This is a genomic window from Collinsella sp. wc0529 (genome assembly GCF_046116875.1).
Lineage (GTDB): Bacteria > Actinomycetota > Coriobacteriia > Coriobacteriales > Coriobacteriaceae > Collinsella.
On the sequence record NZ_JBJXBO010000001.1, the window covers coordinates 1,265,494 to 1,289,869 of the forward strand.

Consider the following 24,376-nt stretch of genomic DNA (forward strand, 5'->3'; position numbering starts at 1 on the left):
CAATGGGGGACAAATGGATATGTTTGAGGACGAGCGCGAGCGCGCCTCGCTGCATCGCCGTGGCGCGATTGCACGCGGCGTAGCCAAGCGCGGCCTGGTGGCATTCCTGGCCTTCGCGATGGCCTTTGGCACCACGCCGGCTCAGCTGTGGGCCGAGGGCGCCGAGGGCATTGCCGAGGCTGTGGCTCAGGCTGCGATGCCGGGCGAGGACGCAGCGCTTGCGGGCGGTGCCGCTGAGCAGAGCGGCGCCGAGGTTTCAGATTCCGGGAGCGCGCCTGCAGCTAGTGCCGCCACAACAGAGGCAGCAACTGGCGACGCAGGTTCGGTGACGGGGGAGAGCCCTGCCACGAGCGAGCAGTCTTCGACGGCATCCGCTGGCCAAGCAGGATCTGCCGCCGCGGCTGCCGTCCAGACAGAGAACCCGACAGAAACTGGCGATGTCGTCAAGAAGCAAATCGAGGTCTCGTTCTCGATTATCGGCACCGATGCCGACGGCAAGGCTCAGACCTGGGTGGCGCCTACGCAGCTCAAGCTCGACGAGGGCGCGACGGCTGCGGATGCCTTCATTAAGCTGCAGGAGAAGACGGGCTTCAAGGCGAAGTACGATCCGAACACGGCATACGGTTTCTACCTCGAAAGCATCACCTCCCCGAGCGATGGCCGCACGCTTGCCTACGATCCGGCGACTCATGCCTTCTGGCAGCTGTTCGTCGACGGCGCGTCTTCCTCGGTTGGCGCGAGCAGCGTCAAACTCACCCAGGGGCAGAAGATTGAGTTTGCCTTTACGGGTGGTAGCGCGTCCCCTGTCGTTAAGGACCAGTTTGCTGCGAATGTGACCGTCATTGGTCGCGATGCCCAGGGCAAGACTCAGACCTGGGTCGACAACGCGCAGTATGTGGTGACGTCCGGTTCGAGCGCGCTTGATCTTACGAAGGTCGCGCTTGAGGCGAATGATATTGACGCCGTTGCTGCGGGCTCCTTCATTCTGAGCCTTAAGTACAACGGTGTTGAGCTGGGTACGCCCCAAGATTATTCGACCTATTGGCAGCTGTTTATCAACGGCAAGTCGAGTGACTATACGGCGGACAATGTCACCATCCATGCTGGCGATACCGTCACGTGGTTCTACGGTGGCTGGGGCGACCAGTTGCCGTCCGATTCTGTCCATGCTTCCGTTCAGGTGCTTGGCAAGGACAAGGACGGCAAGCAGCAGGTTTGGGCTTCGACGGGCCAGACGAGTCTCAAGGCGGGCTCTACTGCTAAGGACCTGTTGGAGCAGACTGGTCTTAAACTCAAAGCTACAGAAGAGTCTTGGGGTTGGTACCTTAGGGGCATTACCTCGCCGCTTGACGGTAAGACCTATGAGTCTGATTTTGCGACCGGTAATTATTGGCAGTTCTATGTAAATGGCAAGCCCGCCACGGTCGGTGCCGCCAACTACGAACTCCAAGACGGTGACGCCGTCACCTTTATGTATGGTGCTGACGCCGATGCCCTTCCTGGCCAGGTTCTTGGGTCTGTCGATGTTATCGGTCCCGATGTCAACGGGAACAATACGCGTTGGGGCACGGCAAGCAATGTTTCTCTGCCCGAAGGCTCCACGGCTCAGGATTTCATTGAGACGGTTCTGAAGGCGAAGGGCGTTGATTACAACGCCTCCCAGAATGGTGCTTACTGGTTCCTCAATTCCATTACTTCGCCGTTCGATCACAAGCCGTATGGCTGGGATGGTGCGACCAAGAAATATTGGCGTCTGTTTATCAACGGAGAGTTCTCATCTCTCTGCGCCAACCAGGTCAAGCTCAAGAGCGGCGATAAGGTCACGCTTGCCTATACCACCGATAATTCGCCCATGCCCGATCCCGACAAGATTGTCGTGGATCCGAGCGCGACGACTCCTGATTGGGATGCCGAGTGGGCCGGCTACGGCAACAGTGGCAACGGTTCGACCGTAACGGATTCCAAGACGCCTGCGCAGGCCGCCGGTCTTAAGTGGGCCTTCGATTGGAAGGCCGAGTCTGGTCAGCAGTATGCCAACTGCAGCGAGCCTGCCATTGCTAACGGCTTTGTGTACATCGCGACCGAGAACGAGCTCATTAAGATCGATTCGTCCACGGGCAAAAAGGTTGCCTCTGCGCCGCTTGCCTCCAAGGTGAGCTATACCTCTCGTCCGATCTATACCAATGGCCTTATCATCGTTCCGCTCAACGGCGGTGCGGTCCAGGCGATTACTGCAGACAAGCTGATCTGCAAGTGGCTGACGCCTGGTTTGACGGACTTGACGCAGAGCTCCTGCACCGTCGTTTCGGACGGCGAGTACGTCTATGTAGGCTCGGTCGATATTTCGTATGACGAGAATTACAACGCGACCTACGGCAACGGCTCCTTTGCGCGCATTAAGATTACCACGGGCGAAGTTTCTTGGCAGAACATCGACCCTGCCGAGGGCTATTACTGGACTGGTGCGGCTTTGACGGATAAGTATGCCATCGTTCCTACGAGCGCGGGTACGCTTAAGTGCATTGATAAGACGACGGGCGATGTCGTTTCGACCATGAAGCTCGGCGCTGTCGCAAATGCCGATTGCATTGCCGATCCGTCCAATGGTTCGACCTTCTATCAGATGACGCACGACGGAAAGCTCCATGTGATTTCGCTTTCGGCGAAGGGCGTGCTGAGTGAACAGAAGACGGTTGATCTGGGCCTTACGAATAATCTGAGCGCCCCTGCGGTGTCTGGTGACAATCTGATTGTCGGCGGACAGACGGCTACTGGCTCTGCTCTGGTTCTCTATAACCTGAAGACGGGTAAGACCACGATGGTCGCTGCTGCCGACGGCAAGGCGCTGCCGGCTGGCCTCAACGGTATTGCTGCTACTCCGCTGGTGAGTGTTCAGGGCGGCAAGACCTATGTGTACTTCACCGTTAACAGCGCGGATAGCAAGGATTACGTCAACTACTCTGCTGGTGGTGGCGTGTATCGCTATACGCTCGGCGATGCAGAGGCGACGCAGATTTATGATGCGGCTGGCCATTACCAGTACTGTGACTCTCCGGTCATTGCCGATGCTTCTGGCAATCTCTACTACATTAATGATTCGGGCACGCTGTTTAAACTTGGAGCTGTCGAGTCTTGGACGGTTGCCTTTAACTCCAACGGCGGGTCTGCTTGCGACACTAAGTTTGTTGCTACGGCCGATGGCAAGCTGGTCAAGCCGGCCGATCCGACGCGCGATGGCTACACTTTCGGCGGTTGGTTCACCGATGAGGCTTGCACTCAGGCGTATGACTTTAGCACGCCGGTGACGGCCAACCTTACGTTGTATGCCAAGTGGACCAAGAATGCTGTTAACCCTGGCGGTAATGGCGGTGCTGGTTCCAATGGCGGCAATGGTGGCGCTGGCAACGGTTCCGGTGCTGGCACTGGCGCTGGCACGGGTTCCGGCTCCGGCTCGAAGGGCGGCGCTATTGCCCCGGGCCAGAAGCCGGTGACCAAGACGACGGTGTCGACCAAGACCGAGACCAAGGACAACAAGTCCGACAAGAAGTCCGACAAGAAGTCTGACAACAAGTCTGACAAGAAGGACAGCAAGTCCGACAAGAAGTCCGACAAGAAGTCCGATTCCAAGTCCGATACGGGTGCTGCTTCTACGATCACTGCTAAGAAGTCCTCTAGTGCTTCCGAGCAGGAGACTGGCACCAACCCGCTCGCTATTGTTGGCGTTGCCGCCGGCGTCATCGGTCTCGCCATCGTTGACGTGTTCGTGTTCACCAAACGTCGGTAGGTGAGGGTTGTGTCCAATAAATCCAAGGACGCTGACCCCAAGCAACCAGATTCCTCGTTCATTCAGTTCGACGATGCAAAGCAACAGGGCGCCGCTTCGGCGGCGTCCGTATCTCGTCGCAAGGCGCTCCTTGGCGTTCTTGCTGCCGCGTGCACCATTCTGATCGTCGTCTCGCTGGGCTTCGTCCATCCTTCCGAGAGCGGCGCCTGGTCCATTGACTGGATCGTTCAGACCGTGACGGGGGAGAGCGTCGTCGCCAAGGACACCAAGGGGTCTGGCTCGTCTACCGCTTCGGGCGAGGCCAGTTCCAAGGATTCCAAATCTTCGGATGCTGCAAAAGATGAGTCCAAGGGCTCGAACGACGCCAAGGATGATTCCGAGTCTTCGCACAAGGAATCGGACAAAAGCTCGGATAGCAAGAAGTCCGATGGTCAGGACAGCAAGAGGTCTGGCGATAAATCCGCTGCCCAAAATACGGGAGCCGGTGATACTTCCAATGTGTCTGGCGGTGCTTCTTCGGGCGGCGGTCAGTCGTCTGATGGAGCCTCATCCTCTAATGGCGGAAGCGCTTCCTCGGGCGGTCAGGGCGGCTCGCAGGAGTCCAACTACGTAACGGTGACGGTTTCGGTCACATCGAGTGCTGTGGGCAATCCTGTGTCCTCTGGTGGCACCTTTACCTTTAACGAAGGCGCTACCGTTTACGATGCCCTGTGCGCGCTGGGCCTTTCTGTCAACGCACACGGCTCGTCGTACGGCACGTATGTTTCCGCGATTGGTGGTTTGGCCGAGAAACAGTACGGCGGCACGAGCGGGTGGATGTACTCCGTCAACGGCACAACGCCCATGACGGCCTGTAGTAACTACGTTCTCTCAAACGGCGACAACGTAGTCTGGTATTACGTTACAGGCTAGAGGCCTCGACATAGCGCGCCAGACGGGCGGTTCGGACCAACATCCGAGCCGCCCGTTTTTCATGCGAATGGGACTGGATCGCCGGGTCTCTCGGCAAACAAAAAACCGGTTGGAACGGGAATTCCAACCGGTTATACATTCAAGCAAATAGTGAATCGACTACGACCGTGCGCCCTCGAGGAAGAAGCGGCGGCTGAAGTAGTTGTACCAGGTGACGAGGAACGTGGCGATGGCCTTCATGGCCTGGTAGCCGATGCTCAAAAACGTGACGCCCACAAACATGTACAGGTCGTTGAGGCCCAGGCCGATCACCGACAGGATGGTGAAGATCGTGAACTCACGCTTGCGGCTCATGCCTTCGCGGTGGTCGAACACGTACTTCATGCTGAGCCAGTAGTTGACCACGACGGACGTGATAAACGAAACCGTGGTGCTCATCAAAAAGTCGAGGTGGAACAGCTCGACGAGCGCAATGAGCATGCCCCAGTCGATGCCAAAGGAGATAAGACCCACGACAGCAAACTTGAGGAACTGCTTGGTATGAGGTTGTGCCAGCGCCTTGCGCACGTAATCACATCCAATGCGTTGATGAATCGAGCAGAGGATACTTTAGAGCTTTTACAAGGGAAACGTAAGGTCTTTGCCAATAACTATATGAACTCGCCAAATTTTCAAGAGCTAATCCGCAAACGTTGAAAATTTGCCCGTAAACGAGCGACACCCACGGACGATACTGCGCTGAGTGCGCGTCGTCCGTGGGCGCCGTAATGCTGCAGGGGTTTCGAGCTATTTTGTCTCGTCGCCCTCCAGGAAGATCTTTCGGGTCACAAAGTTGTAGACCATGACAAGCGCGGTGGCACAGATCTTGGCGATATTGGCCTCGAGTCCCAGGCCGGCGTTGAGCGCCAGCACGATGCCGTCGTTGAGCACCAAACCGATCACGGACAGCACGACAAAGATGATGAACTCGCGGCGGCGGCTCATGCCTTCCTTGTGCGCAAACACGTATTTCATGCTTGCGAGGTAGTTAAAGATGAGCGAGATGATAAAGCCGCTGGTGTTGGCGATTAGGATGTTGAGGCCCAGACCGTAGTGGAGCAGATTCATAATGCCAAAGTCGATAACCGTGGCAATGACACCGACGACGCCAAATTTCATAATCTGCGCAAGGAGCTTTTGCATGGTACCTGCCTTAAGCTGGCGCCGAAGCGCCGCGGGGATGACAAACTTAGCAAGTTTAGCCAATCCCCGCGGGTGGTGCTAGGCGCGCTCCTCGATAGCACCGTTTCTATATGCATCGAGCAGCTGGCGCAGGTCCTGGATCTGGCTGCGAATCTTGGCGCCAGTATCGGTGTCGCTCACCATGCGGCGACGGTCTGCTTGGTCAAAACGGTTGGTCTCGCTTTCGATGTCCACGTTGCGTGTGAGTGCCTCGGCAACCGTCGTAAAGGCCCGGTGCGACTTGAGGCGGCAGCCGCGCGAGCTCGAGATGAGCGTATAGCCGGCGATGCCCGTCTTGGGATGGTAAGCGCGGCAGAAGCCGCCATCGATGACCAGCAGCTTGCCCTCGGCGCGGATGGGCTGCTCGCCCTTGGTGGTTTTAACGGGCGTGTGGCCGTTGATGATGTGACCGGTCGGTGAACATGCCATGGGCGCGACGCCAAACTCGCGCATGATGTCATCGCAGACCGAGGGCGACTTGGTAAGCGTAAAGTACGGGTCCATCGGCTCGACCCAGGTGCTCTTATCGGCGATATAGGCGCGCTCAAAGGTACGCACCAGGCGTCCGCTGGCGGGTGAGTTAAAGCCAATCCACAGGTACCACATCCAGTCGAGAGCGTCGCGGTCGCCCACGCGCCAGGCGCGGCGGGCGATGTGGTCGCAAAAATCGAGATAATCGCGGCCGGCGTGCCAGGTGCCCAGGCAGTTCATGCTGCTAAAGGTGCCGTCTTCGTTGAGCGGCACGCAGCCATGGAAGAGCAGGTTGCCGTTGGCGACCTTGTACATCGAGCCGTGGGTGTAGAGGAAATCGATATGGCGATGCAGGTGATCGGCGGTGACAAACTCGGACACGAGCTTGTCGATGATGTGCTGCTCCTGAGACGTGAGCGTGTAGGGGTCCGCCGGGTCGACGGTGGGGAAGTCGTTGGTCGTGAGCGGCCACACGCTGCCGTCGGCGAGCGTGACCGTGCCGGTGTCGTGTTCGATCTTGTCGAGCAGCAGGCGGTCGGTCATGTCGAACTCGGGGTGGCGCTGGATAATCTGGCCCTCGAGCTTAAAGAGCAGCACGTTGATGGCCTTGATCAGCGGGGTGATGGACTCGCCGGCGGTGTAGGTGGCATCGGCAAAGGCAACAAGCTCACGCAGCGAGATGCCGTAGTCGTTCTCCAAGATCTCGTAGTTGTCGTAGCGTAGGTTGTTGCGCAGCACCGTGGCGATGCAGGCGGGCTCACCGGCCGCAGCACCCATCCACAGCAGGTCGTGGTTGCCCCACTGGATGTCGAGCGAATGGTAGGTGAGCAGACGGTCCATAATCTTGGCCGCGCCGCCGCCGCGGTCGAAGATATCGCCCACCAGGTGCAGGTGGTCGACGGCCAGGCGCTTGATGAGTGAGGCGAGCGACTCGATAAAGTCGTCGGCGCTGGCGGTCTCCAGGATGGACTCCACGATGCGCTCGTGATAGCGCACGCGATAGTTGTTCTCGTCCGGGTGCGTGTGCAACAACTCGTCGATGATATAGGCGTAGTCGCGCGGGATGGCCTTGCGCACCTTGGAGCGCGTGTAGCGGCTCGAAAGCGAGCGTGCGACCATGATGAGCTGGTCAAGCATCGTCTTGTACCAGGTTGGCGAGTCCTCGCGCTGGCTGCGGACCAGCTCGATTTTCTCGCGCGGGTAGTAGATGAGCGTGCACAGCTCGCCCTTTTCGTCAAAGGAGAGCGTGTCGCCAAAGATCTCGTCGACATGTTCGCGCACGACGCCCGAGCAGTTGTTGAGGATGTGCATAAAGGCTTCGTACTCGCCATGCACGTCGCTCATAAAATGCTCGGTGCCTTTGGGCAGGTTGAGGATGGCCGAGAGATTGATGATCTCGGTAAACGCGGATTGTTCGGTGGGGAACTGTCTCGAAAGCAGGCGCAGATACTTAAAGTCTTGCGGGTTGCGATCGAATGCGACCATGAAACACCTTCCGATGGGGTTGGTAAAACTGATAAACAGCGTCAAACGTTTATCAGTATGCGCCGCTTTTGTTTCCATTTTGCGCCAGCGGCTGAATTGTCGGCTAAACGGTTTGGTAAATCGATTTAGTGAAGGTAGATGTGTCGGTTGGGTGGAGACGACAGAGGGTGTTTTCTCAGATATTTATGCGTGGGGCCGGTGGAGACGATGGTAGTAAAGATGTTCGCTATTTTTGGTTCAATTTGGTAAATAGTGGACATTTGTACTGTATTCACGCTTACTGTGGGATAATTTGCGCAGCAATGAGTAAGGAGCCTCATATGAGTGATTTTGTCCTGACCTGTGAATCCGCCGCCGACCGAACCCGTGAGTTCTTTGAATCGCGCAATATCCCTGTCGTGTGTTTTCATTACGAGATCGACGATGTTGTCTATACGGACGATCTGTATCAGTCGATTGCGCCGGACAAGTTTTTTGCCCAGATAGCCGCGGGCGCTATGCCCAAGACGTCTCAGGTGAGCGTGGGTGAGTACGAGGAGTTTTGGGAGCCGTTTGTTGCCGAGGGTAAAGACGTGCTGCACCTGACGTTGTCGTCGGGTATTTCGGGCACGTATGGATCGGCCTGTGTTGCGGCGCAGATGCTCGCGGATCGCTATCCCCAGGGCGGCAAGGTGCGCGTCGTCGATTCGCTGGCGGCGTCATCGGGCTTTGGCCTGTTGCTGGAATATGCCGCCGACGTGCGCGATAGCGGCGCTTCGCTCGACGAGACGGCCGCCTGGATCGAGGAGCATAAACTCAACCTGCACCACTGGTTTTTCTCGACCGATCTGTCGAGCTACCTGCGCGGCGGTCGCATCTCGGCCGCGAGCGCGATCATCGGCACGGCGCTTAAGATTTGCCCGCTTATGACGGTCGATTGCGACGGTAAGCTGGCACCGCGTGAGAAGATTCGCACCAAGAAGCGCGCGATCTCCGAGATGGCCAAGACCGTGATGGCGCATCTGCAGGACGGCACGAACTATTCGGGCAAGTGCATCATGTCGCACTCGGCGTGCCGCGAGGACGCCGAGGCTGTTGCCGCGCTGATAGAGGAACAGGTTCCGCAGCTCAAAGGCAAGATTGAGATCAATAGCATCGGTGCTCTGATTGGCTCGCATACCGGCCCCGGCACGGTGGCCGTCTTCTTTATGGGCGATAAGCGCGTGGACTAACGTTCGTGGGCTGGCTGACGGTTTTAACCGCTGCGCCTGTTCCTCCTGACATTTGATAACAGAAAAAGGCCCGTCCCGTTGTTTTGAACTGCCTCCCATTTCTTGGACATGAGAAATGGGAGGCTTTCTTTATGCGCGTTGATTTGAGGGTGAAGCATGATGTCGAGGCCAGGAAGGCGGCCATAGGGCTCTTCGAGCTCGGGCACGGGTATAAATCTGCCGCGATTGCCCTTTCGCTTCCCGCGGAAGCCGTGAGAAGATGGCAGGAGATATACCGCGCGTTCGGGAGCGAGGTGCTGCTGCGCATGGACGGAAAGCAGGGCAGGTACACATACGAGCAGAAGGTCGCCGCCGCCTCCGCCGTCGTCGACGGCGGCATGACGAAGACCGAGGCGATGGCGGCGTTCGGCATAATGTCGATGTCGCCGCTCAAGAAGTGGTGCGCGCTATACCGCCGGGGCGGCGCGGAGGCCCTGCGCCCGAGGCCCAAGGGCCGGCCGAGCGGTTCCAGGGCGAGGCCGCGGACCCGCGAGGAGGAGCTCGAGGAGCGGTGCCGTAGGCTCGAGGCCGAGGTGGCCTACCTAAAAAAATTACGCGCCCTGGTCGAGAGGGACGGGCTCTGACCAGGGCGAAGGCCGAAGCGGTCGCGGCCCTGCGCGCCGAGGGGCACGCGCTCGGGCACCTGCTCGCATGCGCCGAGCTCAAGCGGTCGACCTACTACTACGCCCTCGCGCACCCGCCGAGGCCCACGCGCCCCGAGCTCCGGGAGGCGGCCGCCGAGATCTTCTCGCGCACCGCCAACGGCTGCGGGCACCGGCAGATAGCGATGTGCCTCAGGGCGGAAGAGGGGGCCGTGATAGCCGACAAGACCGTGCTCAAGATGATGCGCGAGATGGGGATTCGCTGCGGCATCAGACGCGAGACGGCCTACCACAGGCACAACTCGTACAAGGGCGTCGTCGGCAGGACGTTCGAGAACGTGATCGCGAGGGATTTCGACGCCGGGGCCCCGTGGCGGAAGCTGGGGACGGACGTCACCGAGTTCAAGGTGGCCGGCGGCAAGGCCTACTGGGCCCCGACGCTGGACTTCTGCACCAAGGAGATCGTGGCGAGCGACATATCGACCACGCCCGACATGGCCCAGCAGGCGAGGATGCTCGACGAGCTGCTGTCCAAGATCCCCGAGGGCGCCGCCCCGACCATGCACTCGGACCGGGGCTGGCAGTACCAGCACGCCTCGTACACATCCAGGCTCGAGGCCGCCGGCATCGTCCAGAGCATGTCCAGGAAGGCGAACTGCATCGACAATGCCGCCACCGAGCAGCTCTTCGGCCACGTCAAGGACGAGTTCTACAGGGGCCGCGAGTGGAAGACGTTCGAGGATTTCAAACGCGACCTGGAGGAATACATAGTCCACTGGAACACGAGCCGGAGGCAGGTAAGATTGAAGGGCCTGACCCCGGAGGAGTACCGGAATCAGGCCCTCGCGGCCTAGTCGCTATTTAGGGCGTCCAAGATTTGGGGCGCAGTTCATTTGCGGGGCGGGCCTTGCTGTTGCAGCTAGCGTTTCTTTCCGCGGAAGAAGAAACCGTGCAGCGAGGGTTTGAGTCCGCGGTTGGCGCGACGCTCCTCGATATGATCATGGATCGAAGCGACGCGTTCGATGACTTCGTCGGGGATCGGCACGTCGGGATTCATGTTCTCGACCTGGCTAACCTCGGCGGCGGCGACCTGGTCGATAATGGGCACATCGTCGCGCGAGATGACAGGTGTGGCGTCTTCCTTCATCTTGCGATAGCGCTGCATCATGTCGGTCTGAAGCTGCTGGGCCGAAGGCGGCGTCCAGATGATGGCGTTGGCGCCGGCGGCGATGGTTTCGCGGATGCTCTCGGGCGTCTTGCCACCCGGTGCGATGAGCGGCAGGTTGGGATAGTGCTCGCGTAGCTCGCGCAGAACCTGCGGCGTGTTCTTGCCGGCCGCGATGTTGAGAATCTTGGCTCCAGCGCGCACTTTGGCATGCGCATCATCGTCGCAACGTACGACCGTGGCGATGACGGGGATGTCGGCGATGTTGGTGATGTGCTCGACCATCTCGGCAGTAGCGGGGGAGTTGACCACGCAGCCCGCCGCGCCCTGCATCTCGGAGACGGCCGCCATCTGCACGGAACGCTTACCGGTGGTGGTGCCGCCGCCAACGCCCACAAAGACCGGGCACTCGGCAACAGTCAGCAGCGCCTGCGTAATGGCGGGCTGCGGCGTGAAGGGGTAGACGGCAAACACGGCGTCGGCATTGGAGTTGCGGATGACCGCCACGTCGGTGGTGTAGATGAGTGATTTAATGCGACGACCGAAGAGCGTAAAGCCGCTGGCCTCCTCGATCTCGTCGGGCATGCGGAGGGCCGCCTTGCGCAGGCGCCCGTCGATGGGCAGGGGCTCCATGGGGAGCAGTCCGTTGGGGGTCACGGCTACCTGGGGCTCGGTGAACTCGTCTGCGAGCTCGACCTCGGAGAAATCGACCGAGGCGACGATGTCCTCGTGAACCTCGGCGGGTACATCGATGGGAGCTTGGTCGTTGGTCGCGGCAGGCGTGTCGAAGGAGCTGGTGCCGACAAAGGCGTCGACGCGCTCGTTTAGGTCGTTGAGGGTATCCATGGATCCTCGATTCTATGCGATGGTGGTCGGCAGGGTGCCGGCAGCGTTGTGCTTGCTAAATCGTTTGACGAGTTGATTTTTCCCCGCCGCGCCATCCGTTAGACCGAAGGGCCGGCGAACGTGAAGGAGCTGTGGTGGCGGGTATCGAGGTGCTATCTTGAAAGTCCCGTTTAAAAGAGAGGTGACGCGGTATGGAATTTTCGGCAATGTTGGGCTCGATTGGCCTATGCGTGGGCGCAATCGTAGCCGCCGCGGTCATCTACTTTGTGGTCACGGCCATTAAGGGCAAAAGGGCCGAACGCAAAGAGCGCGCGACGCTTAAACAACATCGTGACCAGCAGGGCAAACGCGCACAGAGATAGCTTGTTGAGTTTTGGATCCGTGCGCTAGCTGCGTTTTCGGATCAGGGCAATGTAGAAGCCCTCAAAGTCGCGGCTAGGCGGAATGGTCAGCGTGCCGGGCATACCGTTGGCGACGGCCGAGACATGGCCGGCAGCGATGGCCTCGGTGAGGGCGTTGCTCTCGACGCGTGGCTCTTCGCCAGCTTCCTGAGCACGGCGCGTTTCGCTTTCGCTCGGCGTGCCGTCGAGGGGAATGAGCTCGCAGTCCATGTGCTTGTCGAGGGCCTCTTGCAGGGCGTCCTCGTTTTCCTGCGGCAAGATCGAACAAGTCGAATAGACGAGCGTGCCGCCCGGTTTGAGGGCTCTCATGGCGCGGTCCAGAAGTGCTCGCTGCGAGCGGGCGCACTTGCTCAGCAACTGCTCGGTGAGGCCGCGCAGGCTTTTCTCGTTGCCGCTGATGACGGTGCCCGTGCCGGTGCAGGGGGCGTCGAGCAGAATACGGTCAAAGCGGAAGAACTCGTCAAGCTCGCGTGCGTCAATGCGCATGACGGGCACGTTTTTGGCACCTTGGCGGTGGAGGTTGGACTCAAGCTTTTCGGCGCGGGGAATGCTCATCTCGCAGGCGGTGAGATGAGCATTCCCCTGCGTGAGGGCGGCGATCTGCGTCGTCTTGCCGCCAGGGGCTGCGCACATGTCCAGGATGTCCTCGCCGGCCTGAGCGCCCAGGAGCAACGGCGGCATCATGGACGACAGGCTCTGCAGGTAGATCTTGCCGTCGCGGTAGATGTCGAGATCCCACAGATCGGAAACCTGGGCCTTGGGTAGGATAAAGGCGTCTGGGTACCAGGCGACGGGGTTGTGGGCGATGCCGGCGGCATCGAGCGCCGCAGCGATGTCCTCGGCGGTCGCCTTGAGCGTGTTGACGCGCAGCGTGACCGGGCGTGCGGCTGCGGCACCGAAGCCCTCGATCATGAGTTGAGCATCGGCGGGCGCGTAGGCGCCGGCGACCGTGTCGACCATAAAGCGCGGCAGGTCGGCGGCGCAGGGAAGGGCGGCAAGCTGGTCGGAAAGTTCGGTAGCAGCAAACTGCCTGAGCTTGAGCTCGGCCTTGACCTGCTTTTTCTGCTTACGACGACGCGGCTTGGACATCCGTCTTTCCTTCCCATTCCATTACATGTCGAGTGTTGTTTTAGTACTGGCTCTCGTGCTTGCTGAAGAAGTCGAAGCGCGGGGGCAGCGGCTTCACGCGGTGCTCGCCGGGCTTCTCGCCCAGGCTTTCCACGAACTCGTCCGTGGAGGCAAATATGTTGTCCCAGCTAAAGAAGGCGACGGGGTCGACGTCGAAGTACTCGCAGATGAGCTCGCAGCCGGCCGGCACGATGCCGTGCATGAGCACGGTCGCCACGCGCAGCTCGGTGAAGGCGTCGACGAGGGCCTGCGTCATCGCGGTATTGGCTTGCTCGCCCTCAAGCTTGTTGGCAGCCTTGGAGGCGTCGCTCCAGCGCTTGTTGGCGGCGCGCAGGTAGTCGTCGCACACAGCGAGCGCGCGGTGCGTCTCGAACTTGTACATGGCCTGCTCAAACGCGAGGGCGGCCTGCTCGGCGGCCTCCACCACGGTGGCCGAGGCGGCGCCGGCGGGGATGCAACCGTTGCGATAGGGGCTCTCGTCGCCCTCCTTGACGGCGACGCCGTAGAAGCAGCTGCGGGCCAGGCGGTTGAAGACGCCGGTCAAAAGGGCGCTTTCCTTAAGGGCCGGGTCGATAACGCGCTTGTCGTCGCAGGCACGCACCTCGTTGCCGTCCTTGTCCTTGCCGGTCACGCGCGTGTCGTATGCCTTGGGGCTAAAGCTCACCGGCTTCTCGGACAGGCCGAGCGACAGCCAGTGCGCGCGCATCTGCTCGCAGGTGTAGTGGTTGAGCAGGTCGTCTGCCGGTGGGGGAGGCGTCTGCGAGGACGAGCTGGCCTTTTTGCCCATGTAGAGCAGGTGGTAGCAGGCGCTGACGGTGCTCTGCGTGAGGTCCCAGCCCAGGGCCTCCCACATGGCGGTCTGCGCGATGCAATAGAAGTAGATGTTGTCCTGGCCAATGAACTGGTAGATCTGTGCGTCATCCGAGCACCACCAGTCGCGCCAGTCGAGCGAGCTGTGCTGGTAGGTGGGCGCGGGGACCTGCGTGGAATCGGCGGCGGGCTCGCCCATGAGGGCGGCATCCTGGGCGGCGACGCCCTCGGTCACGCCGGCGGCCTTGGCATCGCGTGCGAGCACGGTGCGCGTATAGCTGATGGGAGCCCACAGGCTCTCGGGCCAGCACCAGCAGGTGACGTCGGAGACGCCATCGACCTCGGGCACCGGAACGCCCCAGTCGATGTTGCCGGTGATGCGGAAGGGTACGAGCGCCTTGCCGCTGCGGAAGCGCACGCCGCCGTTGGCGAGCACCGCGTGGGCATCGTCGCGCTCCTTCCAGCTGGGGAAGATGACGGTAAAGCTGCTCTTGTTGCCCTCGGGCTCCAGCACGGTGTGCTCGGGAAGCTGATCCTCGACGGCATCGAAGGCCTCGCGGAACTTGTTCTGGATGTAGAGCTGGGCCGGCAGCAGCCACTCTTCCATGGTCTTGGAGACCACGGAGCGAACCTGCGGGTTCTGGGCGAGCTTGGCGGTATAGGTTTTCATAAAGTCGAGGTAGGCCGGCAGGTCGAAGTAGAGGTTGTCGACCGGGCGCAGCTCGGGCACCTCGCCGGTGAGCTGGCTCTTGGGCGCGATGAGCTCCTCGGGCTCAAACTGGTGACCCAGGTCGCACTCGTCGGCATAAGCCTTCTCGGACTTGCAGCCCTGGATGGGGCAGCGGCCGATCACCTGGCGGCCGTTGAGGAACGTGCCGGCCTTGGCGTCGTAGAACTGCAGCGTGGAGCGCTTGGAGATGGTGCCCTGTTCGTGCAGACGCTCGATAATCTCGGCGGTCACCTCGTTGTGAATCTGCGCAGCCGGCTCAAGGCCCGAGCCGCCGTAGATATCGCAGCTGATGTTGTAGTTGTTGAGGGTCGCGGCCTGGCGGGAGTGATTGGACTCGACATACTCGGCGATGGACTTGTCGTAGCCCTTGTTCTCCTTGAGCTTGCGGTAGCTCTCCATGATGGGCGAGCCATAGCAGTCGGTGCCCGAGGTGAAGATGACGTTCTCGCGGCCCAGACGGTCGCGCAGGAAGCGGGCGAAGAAGTCGGCCGGGACAAAGACGCCACCGACGTGGCCAAAGTGAAGGCCCTTGTTGCCGTAGGGCTCGCCGGCGGTAACGATGGCGCGGCGAGGCCAGCTGGGACGGTCGTTCATGGAGTATTTGGATGCCATGGGACTCCTTCGCATATGGTGAGAGCGCGACCGGGCGCAAGGCCTGGCGACGCGGTGGTCAATTCGTGCATATCGTTCGACATTATCGCACATGCGGACGGGTACGTGGCAGGGGCGCTATCCTAAGATGCTATGAATGAGATTTCCAACATACATGCGTTTGAGGACGAGGATTTTCTGCACGCCTGCTTTGTGTGGGGGATGGCCGTGCTCGGCGCATTTGCCGTGTGCCTGGTGCCGGTGTTTATGCTTATGGGCGGGCCTGCGGACTTGGATGCGGCTGACGCGGGCGGCTGGATGGCTGTCGTGGGCTGGATAGTCGGCTTGGCTGCGATCTCAATGGCGTCGTTCGCCGTGCACGAGCTGGTGCACGGTGTGTTTTTTAAGCTGCTGGCGCCTGCGGGCGCGAAGGTGACCTTTGGGGCGAATCGCGAGACGGCGATGATCTATGCCTGCGCCGAGGGCGTTGTGTATTCGCGCCGGCGGTACATGGCGGTTTGCCTGGCGCCGACGGTTGTTGTGACGGCGGCGCTTGCCCTGGGGTTTGCGTTTTCGGGCTATCCGCTGCTGTGCTACCTGGCGGCCGGCTTGCATTTGTCGGGCTGTGTGGGCGACTGGTATTACGTGCGGACCATTTTGCGCGACCGCCGCATTGTCGCCTGCGAGGATACGTCCTTTGGCGTGCGCTTTTTCGGGTGAGGAGATGTCGATGAAGCCGTTGTTGCTGCATGCGTGCTGTGCGCCGTGCTCTCTTGAGCCGGTCCGCCTGCTGCGCGAGGAAGGGTTTGAGCCCACAATCTGCTGGACAAACCCCAATATTCAGCCGCACGATGAATGGCAGCGGCGTTTGGACGAGCTGCGCCGGTGGTGTGCCGATGGCGACATCGAGCTTATCGAGGCGGGGGAGGACCGGGAGCGCTGGGAGGCCGGCGTGGCCCCGCTGGGCGCCGATCGAGCCCGTCGCTGTCGCGCATGCTATGCCCTGCGTCTGGCCGAGGCGTGCCGTGTGGCCCAGGAGCGCGGGTTTGAGTTTGTGGGCACGACGCTCGCCGTCTCGCCGTACCAGTTGTTCGAAACCTGCAATGATGTGTTGGAGCGTCTGGCTGCTGCCCGCGGTCTCACTCCGGTGATTCGCGATTTTCGCACGTATTACCCCGAGGCAACACGTCGTTCGCGCGAGCTGGGCATGTATCGGCAGAACTACTGCGGCTGCCGTTTCTCGGCCGTCGAGGCGGCCATGGACCGCGCTCGCATCCGCGACGAGCGCAAAGCGTCCAAAAAGTAGTTCTTTTGGGCTGGGGCTTTGAGCTGTCTGTGCGGTACGGTCGTTTTTGGGAAAGTCGATTTAATTAAGCGTGTGATCGTGGCTCGCTTGATACCAAACGACGACTCCTATGATTCTAATCCTCCGTTTGTTAAACATCAGATCCGGACTTGCTGTTGCATATGAATGGGACGACAGCACAATCATGTCGTTTCCTTCTGCAAATCGCCTAATTACCGGTGTTTTACCGTCTGCGAGCGCCAATACAGCACAGCCGTTCCAAGGCTTTGCGGTGGTATCGACAAGTAGTAAGCTGCCGGGAGGGTAAATGCGGGACATTTCGTCACCTTTGATTTTAACGAAAACGCTATGTGGGTGACGCTTGGCTACGTCTACAGGCGCGCAAGCATTTTGTTGGCTGTGCGTGATGCGGCGCTTTTGCGATTCGATATCGATGACGGGAAATGCGCCCTCCATTTCGTGGATAGCAGGGTCTTCGTCGGTGACGATTCTTTTATTTGCGAGCTTTACGGCCAAACCGTTTTCCTCGCCAACAAGTTCATCGCGGGTGCAACCGAAGAGCGCTTGTAACTTTTCAATATGGCGCTCACGGGGGGCATACCGACTTTTTTCCCAACGACAAACGGTCTCTTTAGATACCCCCAACATCTCTGCAAGTTGCGCCTGACCAAGATGCTCCATGGTGCGGAGTTTACGAATATTTGCCCCGAAGCCCATGGCTATAGATCCTCTCGCCACAGAGGGAGGCATAGACAGTTTGTGCCACCATAGCCTTTGGTGAGCTCGTCAATGGATAACGGGAATAATTCCATTCCTGCTTTCTCAAGCGCTTCGTTGGTCCAAACGTTTTCTTCATATACGCATAGTTTTCCTGGCGAGAGCGCAAGGATAGACGTTGCGTTGTTCCGGCGCTCTCTTTCGTAGGCGGTTTGATTCCCGCCTCCGCAGTCAATTACTTTTATTGGTTCGCAACAGGCTGCAGAGAGTATTTCCGGAATCGTGCGATCGATAGGAGTGATCGTAAGGCCCTTTCCGGATCGTTTTAGTTGAATGCTGTATGCATCAACGGCATTGCATATCTCACGATCGATGAGGAACGCGTCGTGATCAATTCTACTTATGAACGTATCGAGGTGGATACGCAGCCCGTCAGAGGGGACTCGAATCGCAATTAGCTCGGTGGTCTGGAATTTATTTGAGGTCAGGAGCTCTTTGGCAAGTGACTCGACGGCGGCGGGTTCAGTTCGGTCAGAGATTCCAACTAATAATGTCTTAGCACTGATAACAAGAATGTCTCCGCCTTCGATATGGTAACTACTCCTGTTCAAATCACATACCGGGGTTTCTCCCATGATCTTGTGGTGGGTGAATATCTGCCGGTATAAGGCGACCTCACGATCACGCTCAGGCCAATACATATGATTTAGGATGATGCCGTCTCCGACTACCACAGCAGGATCACGAGTGAAAAAAAGCGTGTTGAGGGGATTGACCAAGAGCGAGGCGGGGTCAAATTGCTCGTGCACAAGCGCCCGTAGTGTTTCCGACTGGTTTGAACATAGCTCAGTGTCTCCAAAGCGAATGCCGTTAAGTACTATATTCACCAATTCCTGGGTGTTCTTAGCGTTCTCAAACAGCTGGGTTATTGTCTCGAGGAACTCTCTGCCTGTTGCCCCACTGCAACGGAGGTAGTCATCAATAAAACACTTAAGTGATTGGGGCTCAGTTTCAAGTGAGTCTTCGAGAAGGTCCCTAATTTCAATGGTTTCTACGCCATGCTTCTCAAGCAATTGAACCATGGAATCGTGCTCATATATTGCTTTGTCGAGGTCAAAACGACCGCTCCATTTTCGCAGGGAGAAAACTTGGCTGAAGTCGGCATCAGGGTAGTTTTGTGTTTCAGTTCCTGGTCGATGGACAAGTACGGCTTTTAAATGACCGATTTCATTTGTTATGTGTACGCCTTGCATGTCTGTCTCCTGTCCTGCTGGTTTTTATATAAGGCTAAGGCAGGTTCCTTGTTGTGTTGCGGAAAAGTTAAAAGACGTATGTAATTGATAAATAACATCAATTTTAAATATCAGATTGATTAATAACGTCACTTTAGCTGCCGTTCATAGGTGAAAAGCGACACGATGGCGATGGTTGGCCGACCACCGCTGAGCAACCTCATACATTTATGGTGCCAGCTGGATAGATGGGAAAAGGAATGAAGGAGGAGATATGGCAGCGGAAAGTTCGAAAGGCATCAAGCAGTTCAAGGTCCCGCACGTATATGCGATCATCTTTGCACTTATGGTCATCTTCGCTGTTCTCACGTGGATTGTTCCCTCTGGGTCCTATCAGCGTCAGGAGGTGAACGGTCGTGAAGTCACTGTCGCAGGTACGTATGAGCAGAGTGAAAAGACATATATTGACGAGGAAACCGGGGATGAAGTAGATCTCAGACAAGGCGTCTTCGATGTTCTTCAGGCTCCAACGCGCGGTATACAAGAGGCAATTGAGGTCGTTGCATTCATCTTGATTGTGGGCGGTTCGTTTCAGGTTATTACTAAAACGGGCGCTATCACGAGCGGAATGGGTCGTGTCGTTCGCCGCTTTAAGAACAAAGACATTCTAATTATTCCTATTGCGATGGTTCTCTTTGCATTGGGCGGAACGAGCTTTGGCATGGCGGAAGAAACTCTCCCGTTCTTTGCGATCTTCATGCCAATTATGATGGCTATGGGCTTCGACTCGATGACGGCGTTTATGGTCGTGTTCGTTGGAGCGCGCACGGGTTACATCGCCTCAACGATTAATCCGTTTAATGTTCTCATTGCGCAAGGTATTCTTGGTATTCAGGGCAACCCCCAGCTGTGGCTGCGTATGATTGCCTGGGTTGTTTTGACTGCCGTTGCAATTACTTGGGTTGTCCTCTATGCACGAAGGGTAAAGAAGAACCCTGAGTCATCGATCACATTTGAGGATGATATCGCCAAGAAAGTCGAGTTCGCTGCCGATGAATCTGCCCTTGACGCGGAATTTACGGGTCGTCAAAAAGGCGTGCTTGCGGTATTTATCGCTGGTATGTGCCTTATCATCTGGGGACTTGTGACCCAGGGCTGGTATATGAACGAGATTTCTGCGGTCTTTTTGGCCATGGGCCTGTTGGCTGGTGTTATTGCGGGCTTTAGTCAGGACGTCATCGCTCAGGAATTTGTTGCGGGTATCGCTGACTTTGCTTTCTCGGCAATTGTCGTTGGACTTGCGCGTGGCATCCTTGTCATTGCCTCTGACGGCATGATCATCGATACCATCCTCAATGCGCTCGCCACTGGTCTGGGCGGCATCCCGGCGGTTCTCTTTACTACGCTTCTTTATGCGGTTGAGAACCTCCTGGCGATTCTGGTTCCCAGCTCATCTGGCCTTGCAGCACTGACCGCTCCCATTTTTGGACCTTTGACCGAACTCATGGGCCTTAATCCCGAGGCCGCCGTGTGGGCTCTCTCCATGGGTAGCGCGACGATGTCTTTGATCTGTCCTACTAGCGCCATTCTTGTAGCGGGTTTGGGCGTGTGCAAGATCAAGCTTGGCCAGTGGTGGAAGACCGTTTGGAAATTCTTCTTGGTCGTGTCGCTCATCAATATCGTATTCGTAGCAATCTCGGGACTTATTGCCCTGTAGGTTTCATGGCTGAAATGGAGTAACAGGAATGTCTAAAGGACTGAATGTACACAGCGAGATTGGTAAGCTCAAGAAAGTTGTGCTTCACCGCCCCGGTCGTGACCTTGTGAACGTAAAGGCAGAAGAGTTCGAGGATGTCTGGATTCACGACTGCTTCTATCTTGATGTGGCTCAAAAGGAGCATGATGCCTTTGCGGATCTTCTGAGGAGCGAAGGTGTTGAGGTTCTCTATATGGAGAAACTCGTTGCTGAAGCGCTGGATGCATGCCCCTCGGCTCGCGCTGAGTTTACCGATACATTTATGGCTGAGAGCGGGATTGTCAATCCTATGCTTGAGCAGGCTGTTCGTGAAAAGCTCGACGCTATTTCAGATTCGTATCAGTTTGTACTTGAGGCTATGGGGGGGTATCGTTATCGTGACCTTGAGCTGCCTCGCGTTTCGACTACGCTTAGTATGATGGATAATGAGGATGCGAAGCCCGATGATTTGGTGCTGAAGCCTCTTCCGAGTTCATATTTCTCTCGCGATCCTCTTGCTTCCGTGGGCAAAGGCGTTCTGCTTCACCATATGTATTGGAAACAGCGAGATCGTGAAGTGCCCTTCTACGAAGCGATTTTCAAATACCATCCCGATTATGCAGGGACTCCGATTTGGTACGACCATAAGAATCCCTGGCATATCGAGGGCGGTGATGTGCTTAACATTAACGCTCATACCTTGGCTATTGGAATTAGCCAGCGAACTGAGGCGGCTGCGATTGAGGAGCTTGCAAAGAATTTGTTCTGGGGATCTGGGAATTCTGAGATCGATACCGTTTACGCTATTAAAATCCCCAACGGCTATGCTTACATGCATCTTGACACCGTTTGCACCATGGTGGATTTCGATAAGTTCACAGTTTATCCCGGTATTTTTGAGACCCTTCGTGTTTATCGTCTGACTCGTGGTGACTCTGAGGGAATGGTCGCTGTTCAAGAGATTGATGACACGCTTGAACATATTCTTGAAATGGCTACTGGCGTGGAGAAGGTGCAGCTTATTGAGTGCGGTGCCGGCGATATGGTTGAGGCATCTCGCGAGCAGTGGAACGACGGGTCGAACACTCTTGCCGTTGCTCCTGGTAAAGTCTGTGTTTACGAGCGCAATGTTGTCACAAATGATGAGCTCTACAAGAACGGTTTGGAACTTTTGGTCGTTCCCTCCGAGGAACTGTCCCGCGGTCGTGGTGGCCCGCGCTGCATGAGCATGCCCTTCTGGCGCGAAGATATTTAGTTGCAAATCCACTGTGATGGGAGATGGCGAATATGGGTGTTAATATCGCTGGGCGCAGTTTTCTGAAGCTGCTTGATTACACGACGGAAGAGATTGAGTATCTGCTTGAGCTTTCTGCTAACTTCAAAAGCATGAAGCGTGTCGGTGTTCCGCATAAATACCTTGAAGGCAAGAATATTGTTTTGCTATTTGAGAAGACTTCCACGCGTACTCGCTGCGCCTTCGAAGTTGGTGCACTTGACCTTGGCATGGGTGTAACTTATTTGGATCCGGGCTCGTCTCAGATGGGCAAAAAGGAGTCGATTGAGGACACGGCTCGCGTCCTTGGCCGCATGTATGACGGAATTGAATACCGCGGCTTTGAACAGGCGAAGGTTGAGGAGCTTGCTGCAAAAGCTGGGGTTCCCGTTTGGAATGGGCTGACTACTGAATTTCACCCGACTCAAGTGCTTGCCGATATTCTGACCATGCGTGAAGAGTTTGGAGAGATTAAGGGCAGGAAACTTACATTTTTTGGTAAGGCGGCCGGAAACGTCGCTGATTCGCTCATGGTCATTTGCGCTAAGCTCGGCATTAACTACTGTTCTTGCGGCCCAATCGGGGGAAATTCGGAGGGGGCTACATCCTATGATCCTGAACTCCTTGCAGAATGTAGTCGTATTGCGGCCGAGCATGGATCGACGATTACCATTACAGAGGATATTGAGGAAGGCGCTCGTGATGCCGATGTAATTTACACGGATGTTTGGGTTGGCATGGGTCAGCCCGCAGAGCTGTGGGAAAGCCGCATTAAGCTCATGTCGCCGTATCGTGTGACCGCTGAGGTGATGTCTATGGCAAAGCCCGAGGCGATTTTCCTCCACTGCCTTCCGAGCTTCCACGATACTAATACTACTGTTGGTGCCGAAATTGCTGAGAAGTTTGGAGTTACCGAAATGGAAGTCACGGACGAGGTTTTTGAGTCCGATAAGTCTCGTGTTTTCCAAGAAGCGGAGAATCGCATGCATACGATTAAGGCGGTGATGTACGCAACGCTTAAGTAGCGGGGCGTTGAGAAAACAGTCGCAAATCTGTTTCCATACTATATTTCTCTCAACAAGCTGATAGGATACAGGGGAGAATGATGCGCGCGTCAGTCGATTTTTTCGACTGGCGCGCTTTGTGAAAGAGGCAAAGATGCGTACCGATGATTTTGACTACAACCTTCCTGAGGAACTGATCGCCCAGGCTCCTGCCGATCCGCGCGACTCCTGCCGCCTGCTGGTGGTGGATCGCAAGGGCTCCGAGGCGGGAACGCCGCTGGAGCACGGCGGTACCGTTGAGCACCGCATCTTCCGCGACATCATCGACTATATCGAGCCGGGCGATGTGCTCGTCATCAACAAGACGCGCGTGATGCCGGCCCGCCTGATTGGTCGCAAAGCCGGCTCGGGTGGCGTGGTCGAGACGCTGCTGCTCAAGCGCCGCGAGGATGTTGACCCGCTGGGCCATGTTTGGGAGTGTCTGGTCAAGCCGGGCAAGCGTCTGAAGCCCGGTGCTCAGATTGAGTATCGCACCGGTGGCGCCCATGCGCCCGAGGGCGCGCCCGTGGTGCTGACGGCCGAGGTCATCGACTTTGTCACCGATAGCCGTGGCGGCCGTCTGGTGCGCTTTGAGCCGGCCGGTTGCAATGCTGCCGGCGAGCCGCGCACGCTCGACGAGGCCATCCACGCCGCCGGTCACGTGCCGCTGCCGCCCTACATTACCGATTACGAGGGCGACCCCGAGAAGTACCAGACCGTTTACGCCATGAAGGAGGAGCACTCGGCTGCCGCTCCTACGGCGGGCCTGCACTTTACTCCCGAGCTCATGGCCGCTATCGAGGCCAAGGGTGCGAAGTTTGCCGCTGTCGAGCTCGAGGTCGGCATCGATACCTTCCGTCTGGTGGAGGAGGACGACCCTACGCAGCACGTCATGCACACCGAGCGCTACCACGTATCGCAGGAGGTGGTCGACGCCGTGCATAAGGCTAAGGCCGAGGGGCATCGCGTGATCGCCGTCGGTACCACGGCGGTGCGCTCGCTCGAGAGCGCGTTTGACGCGGACGCGCCGGTGTCCGATCCGGCTGTGACGGCGCGCTATTTTGAGGGCCGTGAGGACGGCGCCGACACGCTCGGCCGCGGTGACATCGTGGTGCGCGAGAACGCGACGACGCAGCTCTACCTCATGCCTGGCTCGACCTATCACGTGGTTGACGCGCTGATCACGAACTTCCACGTGCCGCGCTCCACGCTCATGATGCTCGTAAGCGCGCTTGCCTCCCGCGACCAGATCATGGATGCCTACGCCGCCGCCATCGAGGAGCGCTACCGCTTCTTCAGCTTTGGTGACGCAATGCTCATTCAGTAGGTTACGGCGTTTTCCAAACGCCGTAACCGGCCGACGCTGCGCGGGCCGCATTTGGACAATCTGACGTTCAACTTCAAGGGCGCGACCAGAAGGTCAGCGCCCTTTCGTTTCACGTCACCTTGTCTCAAATGCGACCCGCTCGCTGTCGTTGCCAAAACACCCGCATTTCTTTGGTCGTCAACTAGTCATTGGGTACGTTCTTGAATGACTAGTCGTTTAAGAACGTCCCCAATGACTACCTTGCACCAATCAAAAAGTTGCGGTGAGATAGTTCTTGAATTGGCCTTTTTGAGGGCTCAACAGGAACTATCTCACCGCAACTGCGTTGAGCGTTTTTGGCAGCGGGT

General features: G+C 57.8%; 20 protein-coding genes. 12 read left to right on the forward strand and 8 right to left on the reverse strand.

What is annotated here, in order from left to right:
* Positions 1–13 precede the first annotated feature (13 nt).
* Together ACKUTP_RS05335 and ACKUTP_RS05340 are read left to right on the forward strand one after the other, a co-directional pair.
* Positions 14–3,784: a DUF4430 domain-containing protein gene (locus ACKUTP_RS05335; protein ID WP_409063714.1), complete on the forward strand. Its 3,771-nt coding sequence runs from the start codon at positions 14–16 to the stop codon at positions 3,782–3,784.
* Positions 3,785–3,793: 9 nt separating this feature from the next.
* Positions 3,794–4,696: a DUF4430 domain-containing protein gene (locus tag ACKUTP_RS05340; RefSeq protein WP_409063715.1), complete on the forward strand. Its 903-nt coding sequence runs from the start codon at positions 3,794–3,796 to the stop codon at positions 4,694–4,696.
* A 159-nt stretch (positions 4,697–4,855) separates the two neighbouring features.
* Here ACKUTP_RS05340 and ACKUTP_RS05345 read toward each other — a convergent pair whose 3' ends face one another.
* The 3 genes from ACKUTP_RS05345 to ACKUTP_RS05355 all read right to left on the reverse strand — a co-directional run bounded on the left by ACKUTP_RS05345 (position 4,856) and on the right by ACKUTP_RS05355 (position 7,873).
* Complete coding sequence (locus ACKUTP_RS05345) at positions 4,856–5,263, reverse strand: GtrA family protein (protein ID WP_022095123.1); 408 nt, start codon at positions 5,261–5,263, stop codon at positions 4,856–4,858.
* Between the two features lie 219 nt (positions 5,264–5,482).
* The gene (locus ACKUTP_RS05350) at positions 5,483–5,878 is read right to left on the reverse strand and encodes a GtrA family protein (RefSeq protein ID WP_022095122.1); all 396 of its coding nucleotides are present in this window, start codon (positions 5,876–5,878) and stop codon (positions 5,483–5,485) included.
* Positions 5,879–5,956: 78 nt separating this feature from the next.
* Positions 5,957–7,873, reverse strand: a complete 1,917-nt coding sequence (locus ACKUTP_RS05355; RefSeq protein WP_409063716.1) for a fructose-1,6-bisphosphatase — start codon at positions 7,871–7,873, stop codon at positions 5,957–5,959.
* Positions 7,874–8,193: 320 nt separating this feature from the next.
* Between ACKUTP_RS05355 and ACKUTP_RS05360 the strand changes: the two genes are divergently transcribed.
* From ACKUTP_RS05360 to ACKUTP_RS05370, 3 genes are all read left to right on the forward strand, one after another.
* A complete protein-coding gene (locus ACKUTP_RS05360) occupies positions 8,194–9,084 on the forward strand; it encodes a DegV family protein (RefSeq protein WP_409063717.1) in 891 nt (296 codons plus the stop codon).
* 131 nt (positions 9,085–9,215) lie between these two features.
* The gene (locus tag ACKUTP_RS05365; protein ID WP_195503260.1) at positions 9,216–9,707 is read left to right on the forward strand and encodes a helix-turn-helix domain-containing protein; all 492 of its coding nucleotides are present in this window, start codon (positions 9,216–9,218) and stop codon (positions 9,705–9,707) included.
* 29 nt (positions 9,708–9,736) lie between these two features.
* On the forward strand, positions 9,737–10,579 hold the full coding sequence (locus tag ACKUTP_RS05370) for an IS3 family transposase (protein ID WP_409063880.1): 843 nt from the start codon (positions 9,737–9,739) through the stop codon (positions 10,577–10,579).
* 65 nt (positions 10,580–10,644) lie between these two features.
* Here the strand turns inward: ACKUTP_RS05370 and ACKUTP_RS05375 are convergent, their stop codons facing one another.
* Positions 10,645–11,736, reverse strand: a complete 1,092-nt coding sequence (locus tag ACKUTP_RS05375; protein WP_349114978.1) for a hypothetical protein — start codon at positions 11,734–11,736, stop codon at positions 10,645–10,647.
* A gap of 191 nt (positions 11,737–11,927) precedes the next feature.
* Here ACKUTP_RS05375 and ACKUTP_RS05380 point away from each other — a divergent pair, with 191 nt between their 5' ends.
* Positions 11,928–12,098 carry a hypothetical protein gene (locus ACKUTP_RS05380; protein WP_271757350.1) on the forward strand — a complete coding sequence of 57 codons (171 nt, stop codon included), beginning with the start codon at positions 11,928–11,930 and terminating at the stop codon, positions 12,096–12,098.
* 24 nt (positions 12,099–12,122) lie between these two features.
* Here ACKUTP_RS05380 and ACKUTP_RS05385 read toward each other — a convergent pair whose 3' ends face one another.
* Together ACKUTP_RS05385 and ACKUTP_RS05390 are read right to left on the reverse strand one after the other, a co-directional pair.
* On the reverse strand, positions 12,123–13,226 hold the full coding sequence (locus tag ACKUTP_RS05385; RefSeq protein WP_409063718.1) for an RsmB/NOP family class I SAM-dependent RNA methyltransferase: 1,104 nt from the start codon (positions 13,224–13,226) through the stop codon (positions 12,123–12,125).
* 40 nt (positions 13,227–13,266) lie between these two features.
* Complete coding sequence (locus tag ACKUTP_RS05390; RefSeq protein ID WP_409063719.1) at positions 13,267–15,417, reverse strand: methionine--tRNA ligase; 2,151 nt, start codon at positions 15,415–15,417, stop codon at positions 13,267–13,269.
* A 132-nt stretch (positions 15,418–15,549) separates the two neighbouring features.
* Between ACKUTP_RS05390 and ACKUTP_RS05395 the strand changes: the two genes are divergently transcribed.
* Both ACKUTP_RS05395 and ACKUTP_RS05400 read left to right on the forward strand, forming a co-directional pair.
* Complete coding sequence (locus ACKUTP_RS05395) at positions 15,550–16,116, forward strand: DUF3267 domain-containing protein (RefSeq protein WP_161145510.1); 567 nt, start codon at positions 15,550–15,552, stop codon at positions 16,114–16,116.
* Positions 16,117–16,126: 10 nt separating this feature from the next.
* Positions 16,127–16,702: an epoxyqueuosine reductase QueH gene (locus ACKUTP_RS05400; RefSeq protein ID WP_195645146.1), complete on the forward strand. Its 576-nt coding sequence runs from the start codon at positions 16,127–16,129 to the stop codon at positions 16,700–16,702.
* 60 nt (positions 16,703–16,762) lie between these two features.
* On the opposite strand, the gene ACKUTP_RS05405 is transcribed toward ACKUTP_RS05400, so the two are convergent.
* Together ACKUTP_RS05405 and ACKUTP_RS05410 are read right to left on the reverse strand one after the other, a co-directional pair.
* A complete protein-coding gene (locus tag ACKUTP_RS05405) occupies positions 16,763–17,419 on the reverse strand; it encodes an XRE family transcriptional regulator (protein ID WP_052044062.1) in 657 nt (218 codons plus the stop codon).
* A 2-nt stretch (positions 17,420–17,421) separates the two neighbouring features.
* Positions 17,422–18,672, reverse strand: a complete 1,251-nt coding sequence (locus tag ACKUTP_RS05410) for an arginine deiminase family protein (RefSeq protein ID WP_035137321.1) — start codon at positions 18,670–18,672, stop codon at positions 17,422–17,424.
* A 253-nt stretch (positions 18,673–18,925) separates the two neighbouring features.
* Between ACKUTP_RS05410 and ACKUTP_RS05415 the strand changes: the two genes are divergently transcribed.
* The 4 genes from ACKUTP_RS05415 to queA all read left to right on the forward strand — a co-directional run bounded on the left by ACKUTP_RS05415 (position 18,926) and on the right by queA (position 24,029).
* Positions 18,926–20,368, forward strand: a complete 1,443-nt coding sequence (locus tag ACKUTP_RS05415; protein ID WP_035137320.1) for a YfcC family protein — start codon at positions 18,926–18,928, stop codon at positions 20,366–20,368.
* A gap of 28 nt (positions 20,369–20,396) precedes the next feature.
* Positions 20,397–21,641, forward strand: coding sequence for an arginine deiminase (locus tag ACKUTP_RS05420; protein ID WP_035137319.1), 1,245 nt, complete (start codon positions 20,397–20,399; stop codon positions 21,639–21,641).
* Positions 21,642–21,673: 32 nt separating this feature from the next.
* The gene (argF, locus tag ACKUTP_RS05425; protein WP_409063720.1) at positions 21,674–22,684 is read left to right on the forward strand and encodes an ornithine carbamoyltransferase; all 1,011 of its coding nucleotides are present in this window, start codon (positions 21,674–21,676) and stop codon (positions 22,682–22,684) included.
* 133 nt (positions 22,685–22,817) lie between these two features.
* Positions 22,818–24,029: a tRNA preQ1(34) S-adenosylmethionine ribosyltransferase-isomerase QueA gene (gene queA, locus ACKUTP_RS05430; RefSeq protein WP_409063721.1), complete on the forward strand. Its 1,212-nt coding sequence runs from the start codon at positions 22,818–22,820 to the stop codon at positions 24,027–24,029.
* Positions 24,030–24,376 lie beyond the last annotated feature (347 nt).

What these genes read in the sequence shown, in the direction of transcription:
- ACKUTP_RS05390 (WP_409063719.1), bottom strand. Translation starts at nt 15,417, where the DNA reads ATGGCATCCAAATACTCCATGAACGACCGTCCCAGCTGGCCTCGCCGC.
- ACKUTP_RS05365 (WP_195503260.1), top strand. Translation starts at nt 9,216, where the DNA reads ATGCGCGTTGATTTGAGGGTGAAGCATGATGTCGAGGCCAGGAAGGCG.
- ACKUTP_RS05420 (WP_035137319.1), top strand. Translation starts at nt 20,397, where the DNA reads ATGTCTAAAGGACTGAATGTACACAGCGAGATTGGTAAGCTCAAGAAA.
- ACKUTP_RS05355 (WP_409063716.1), bottom strand. Translation starts at nt 7,873, where the DNA reads ATGGTCGCATTCGATCGCAACCCGCAAGACTTTAAGTATCTGCGCCTG.
- ACKUTP_RS05350 (WP_022095122.1), bottom strand. Translation starts at nt 5,878, where the DNA reads ATGCAAAAGCTCCTTGCGCAGATTATGAAATTTGGCGTCGTCGGTGTC.
- ACKUTP_RS05395 (WP_161145510.1), top strand. Translation starts at nt 15,550, where the DNA reads ATGAATGAGATTTCCAACATACATGCGTTTGAGGACGAGGATTTTCTG.
- ACKUTP_RS05405 (WP_052044062.1), bottom strand. Translation starts at nt 17,419, where the DNA reads ATGGGCTTCGGGGCAAATATTCGTAAACTCCGCACCATGGAGCATCTT.
- ACKUTP_RS05410 (WP_035137321.1), bottom strand. Translation starts at nt 18,672, where the DNA reads ATGCAAGGCGTACACATAACAAATGAAATCGGTCATTTAAAAGCCGTA.
- ACKUTP_RS05380 (WP_271757350.1), top strand. Translation starts at nt 11,928, where the DNA reads ATGGAATTTTCGGCAATGTTGGGCTCGATTGGCCTATGCGTGGGCGCA.
- queA (WP_409063721.1), top strand. Translation starts at nt 22,818, where the DNA reads ATGCGTACCGATGATTTTGACTACAACCTTCCTGAGGAACTGATCGCC.
- ACKUTP_RS05400 (WP_195645146.1), top strand. Translation starts at nt 16,127, where the DNA reads ATGAAGCCGTTGTTGCTGCATGCGTGCTGTGCGCCGTGCTCTCTTGAG.
- argF (WP_409063720.1), top strand. Translation starts at nt 21,674, where the DNA reads ATGGGTGTTAATATCGCTGGGCGCAGTTTTCTGAAGCTGCTTGATTAC.
- ACKUTP_RS05385 (WP_409063718.1), bottom strand. Translation starts at nt 13,226, where the DNA reads ATGTCCAAGCCGCGTCGTCGTAAGCAGAAAAAGCAGGTCAAGGCCGAG.
- ACKUTP_RS05360 (WP_409063717.1), top strand. Translation starts at nt 8,194, where the DNA reads ATGAGTGATTTTGTCCTGACCTGTGAATCCGCCGCCGACCGAACCCGT.
- ACKUTP_RS05335 (WP_409063714.1), top strand. Translation starts at nt 14, where the DNA reads ATGGATATGTTTGAGGACGAGCGCGAGCGCGCCTCGCTGCATCGCCGT.
- ACKUTP_RS05375 (WP_349114978.1), bottom strand. Translation starts at nt 11,736, where the DNA reads ATGGATACCCTCAACGACCTAAACGAGCGCGTCGACGCCTTTGTCGGC.
- ACKUTP_RS05415 (WP_035137320.1), top strand. Translation starts at nt 18,926, where the DNA reads ATGGCAGCGGAAAGTTCGAAAGGCATCAAGCAGTTCAAGGTCCCGCAC.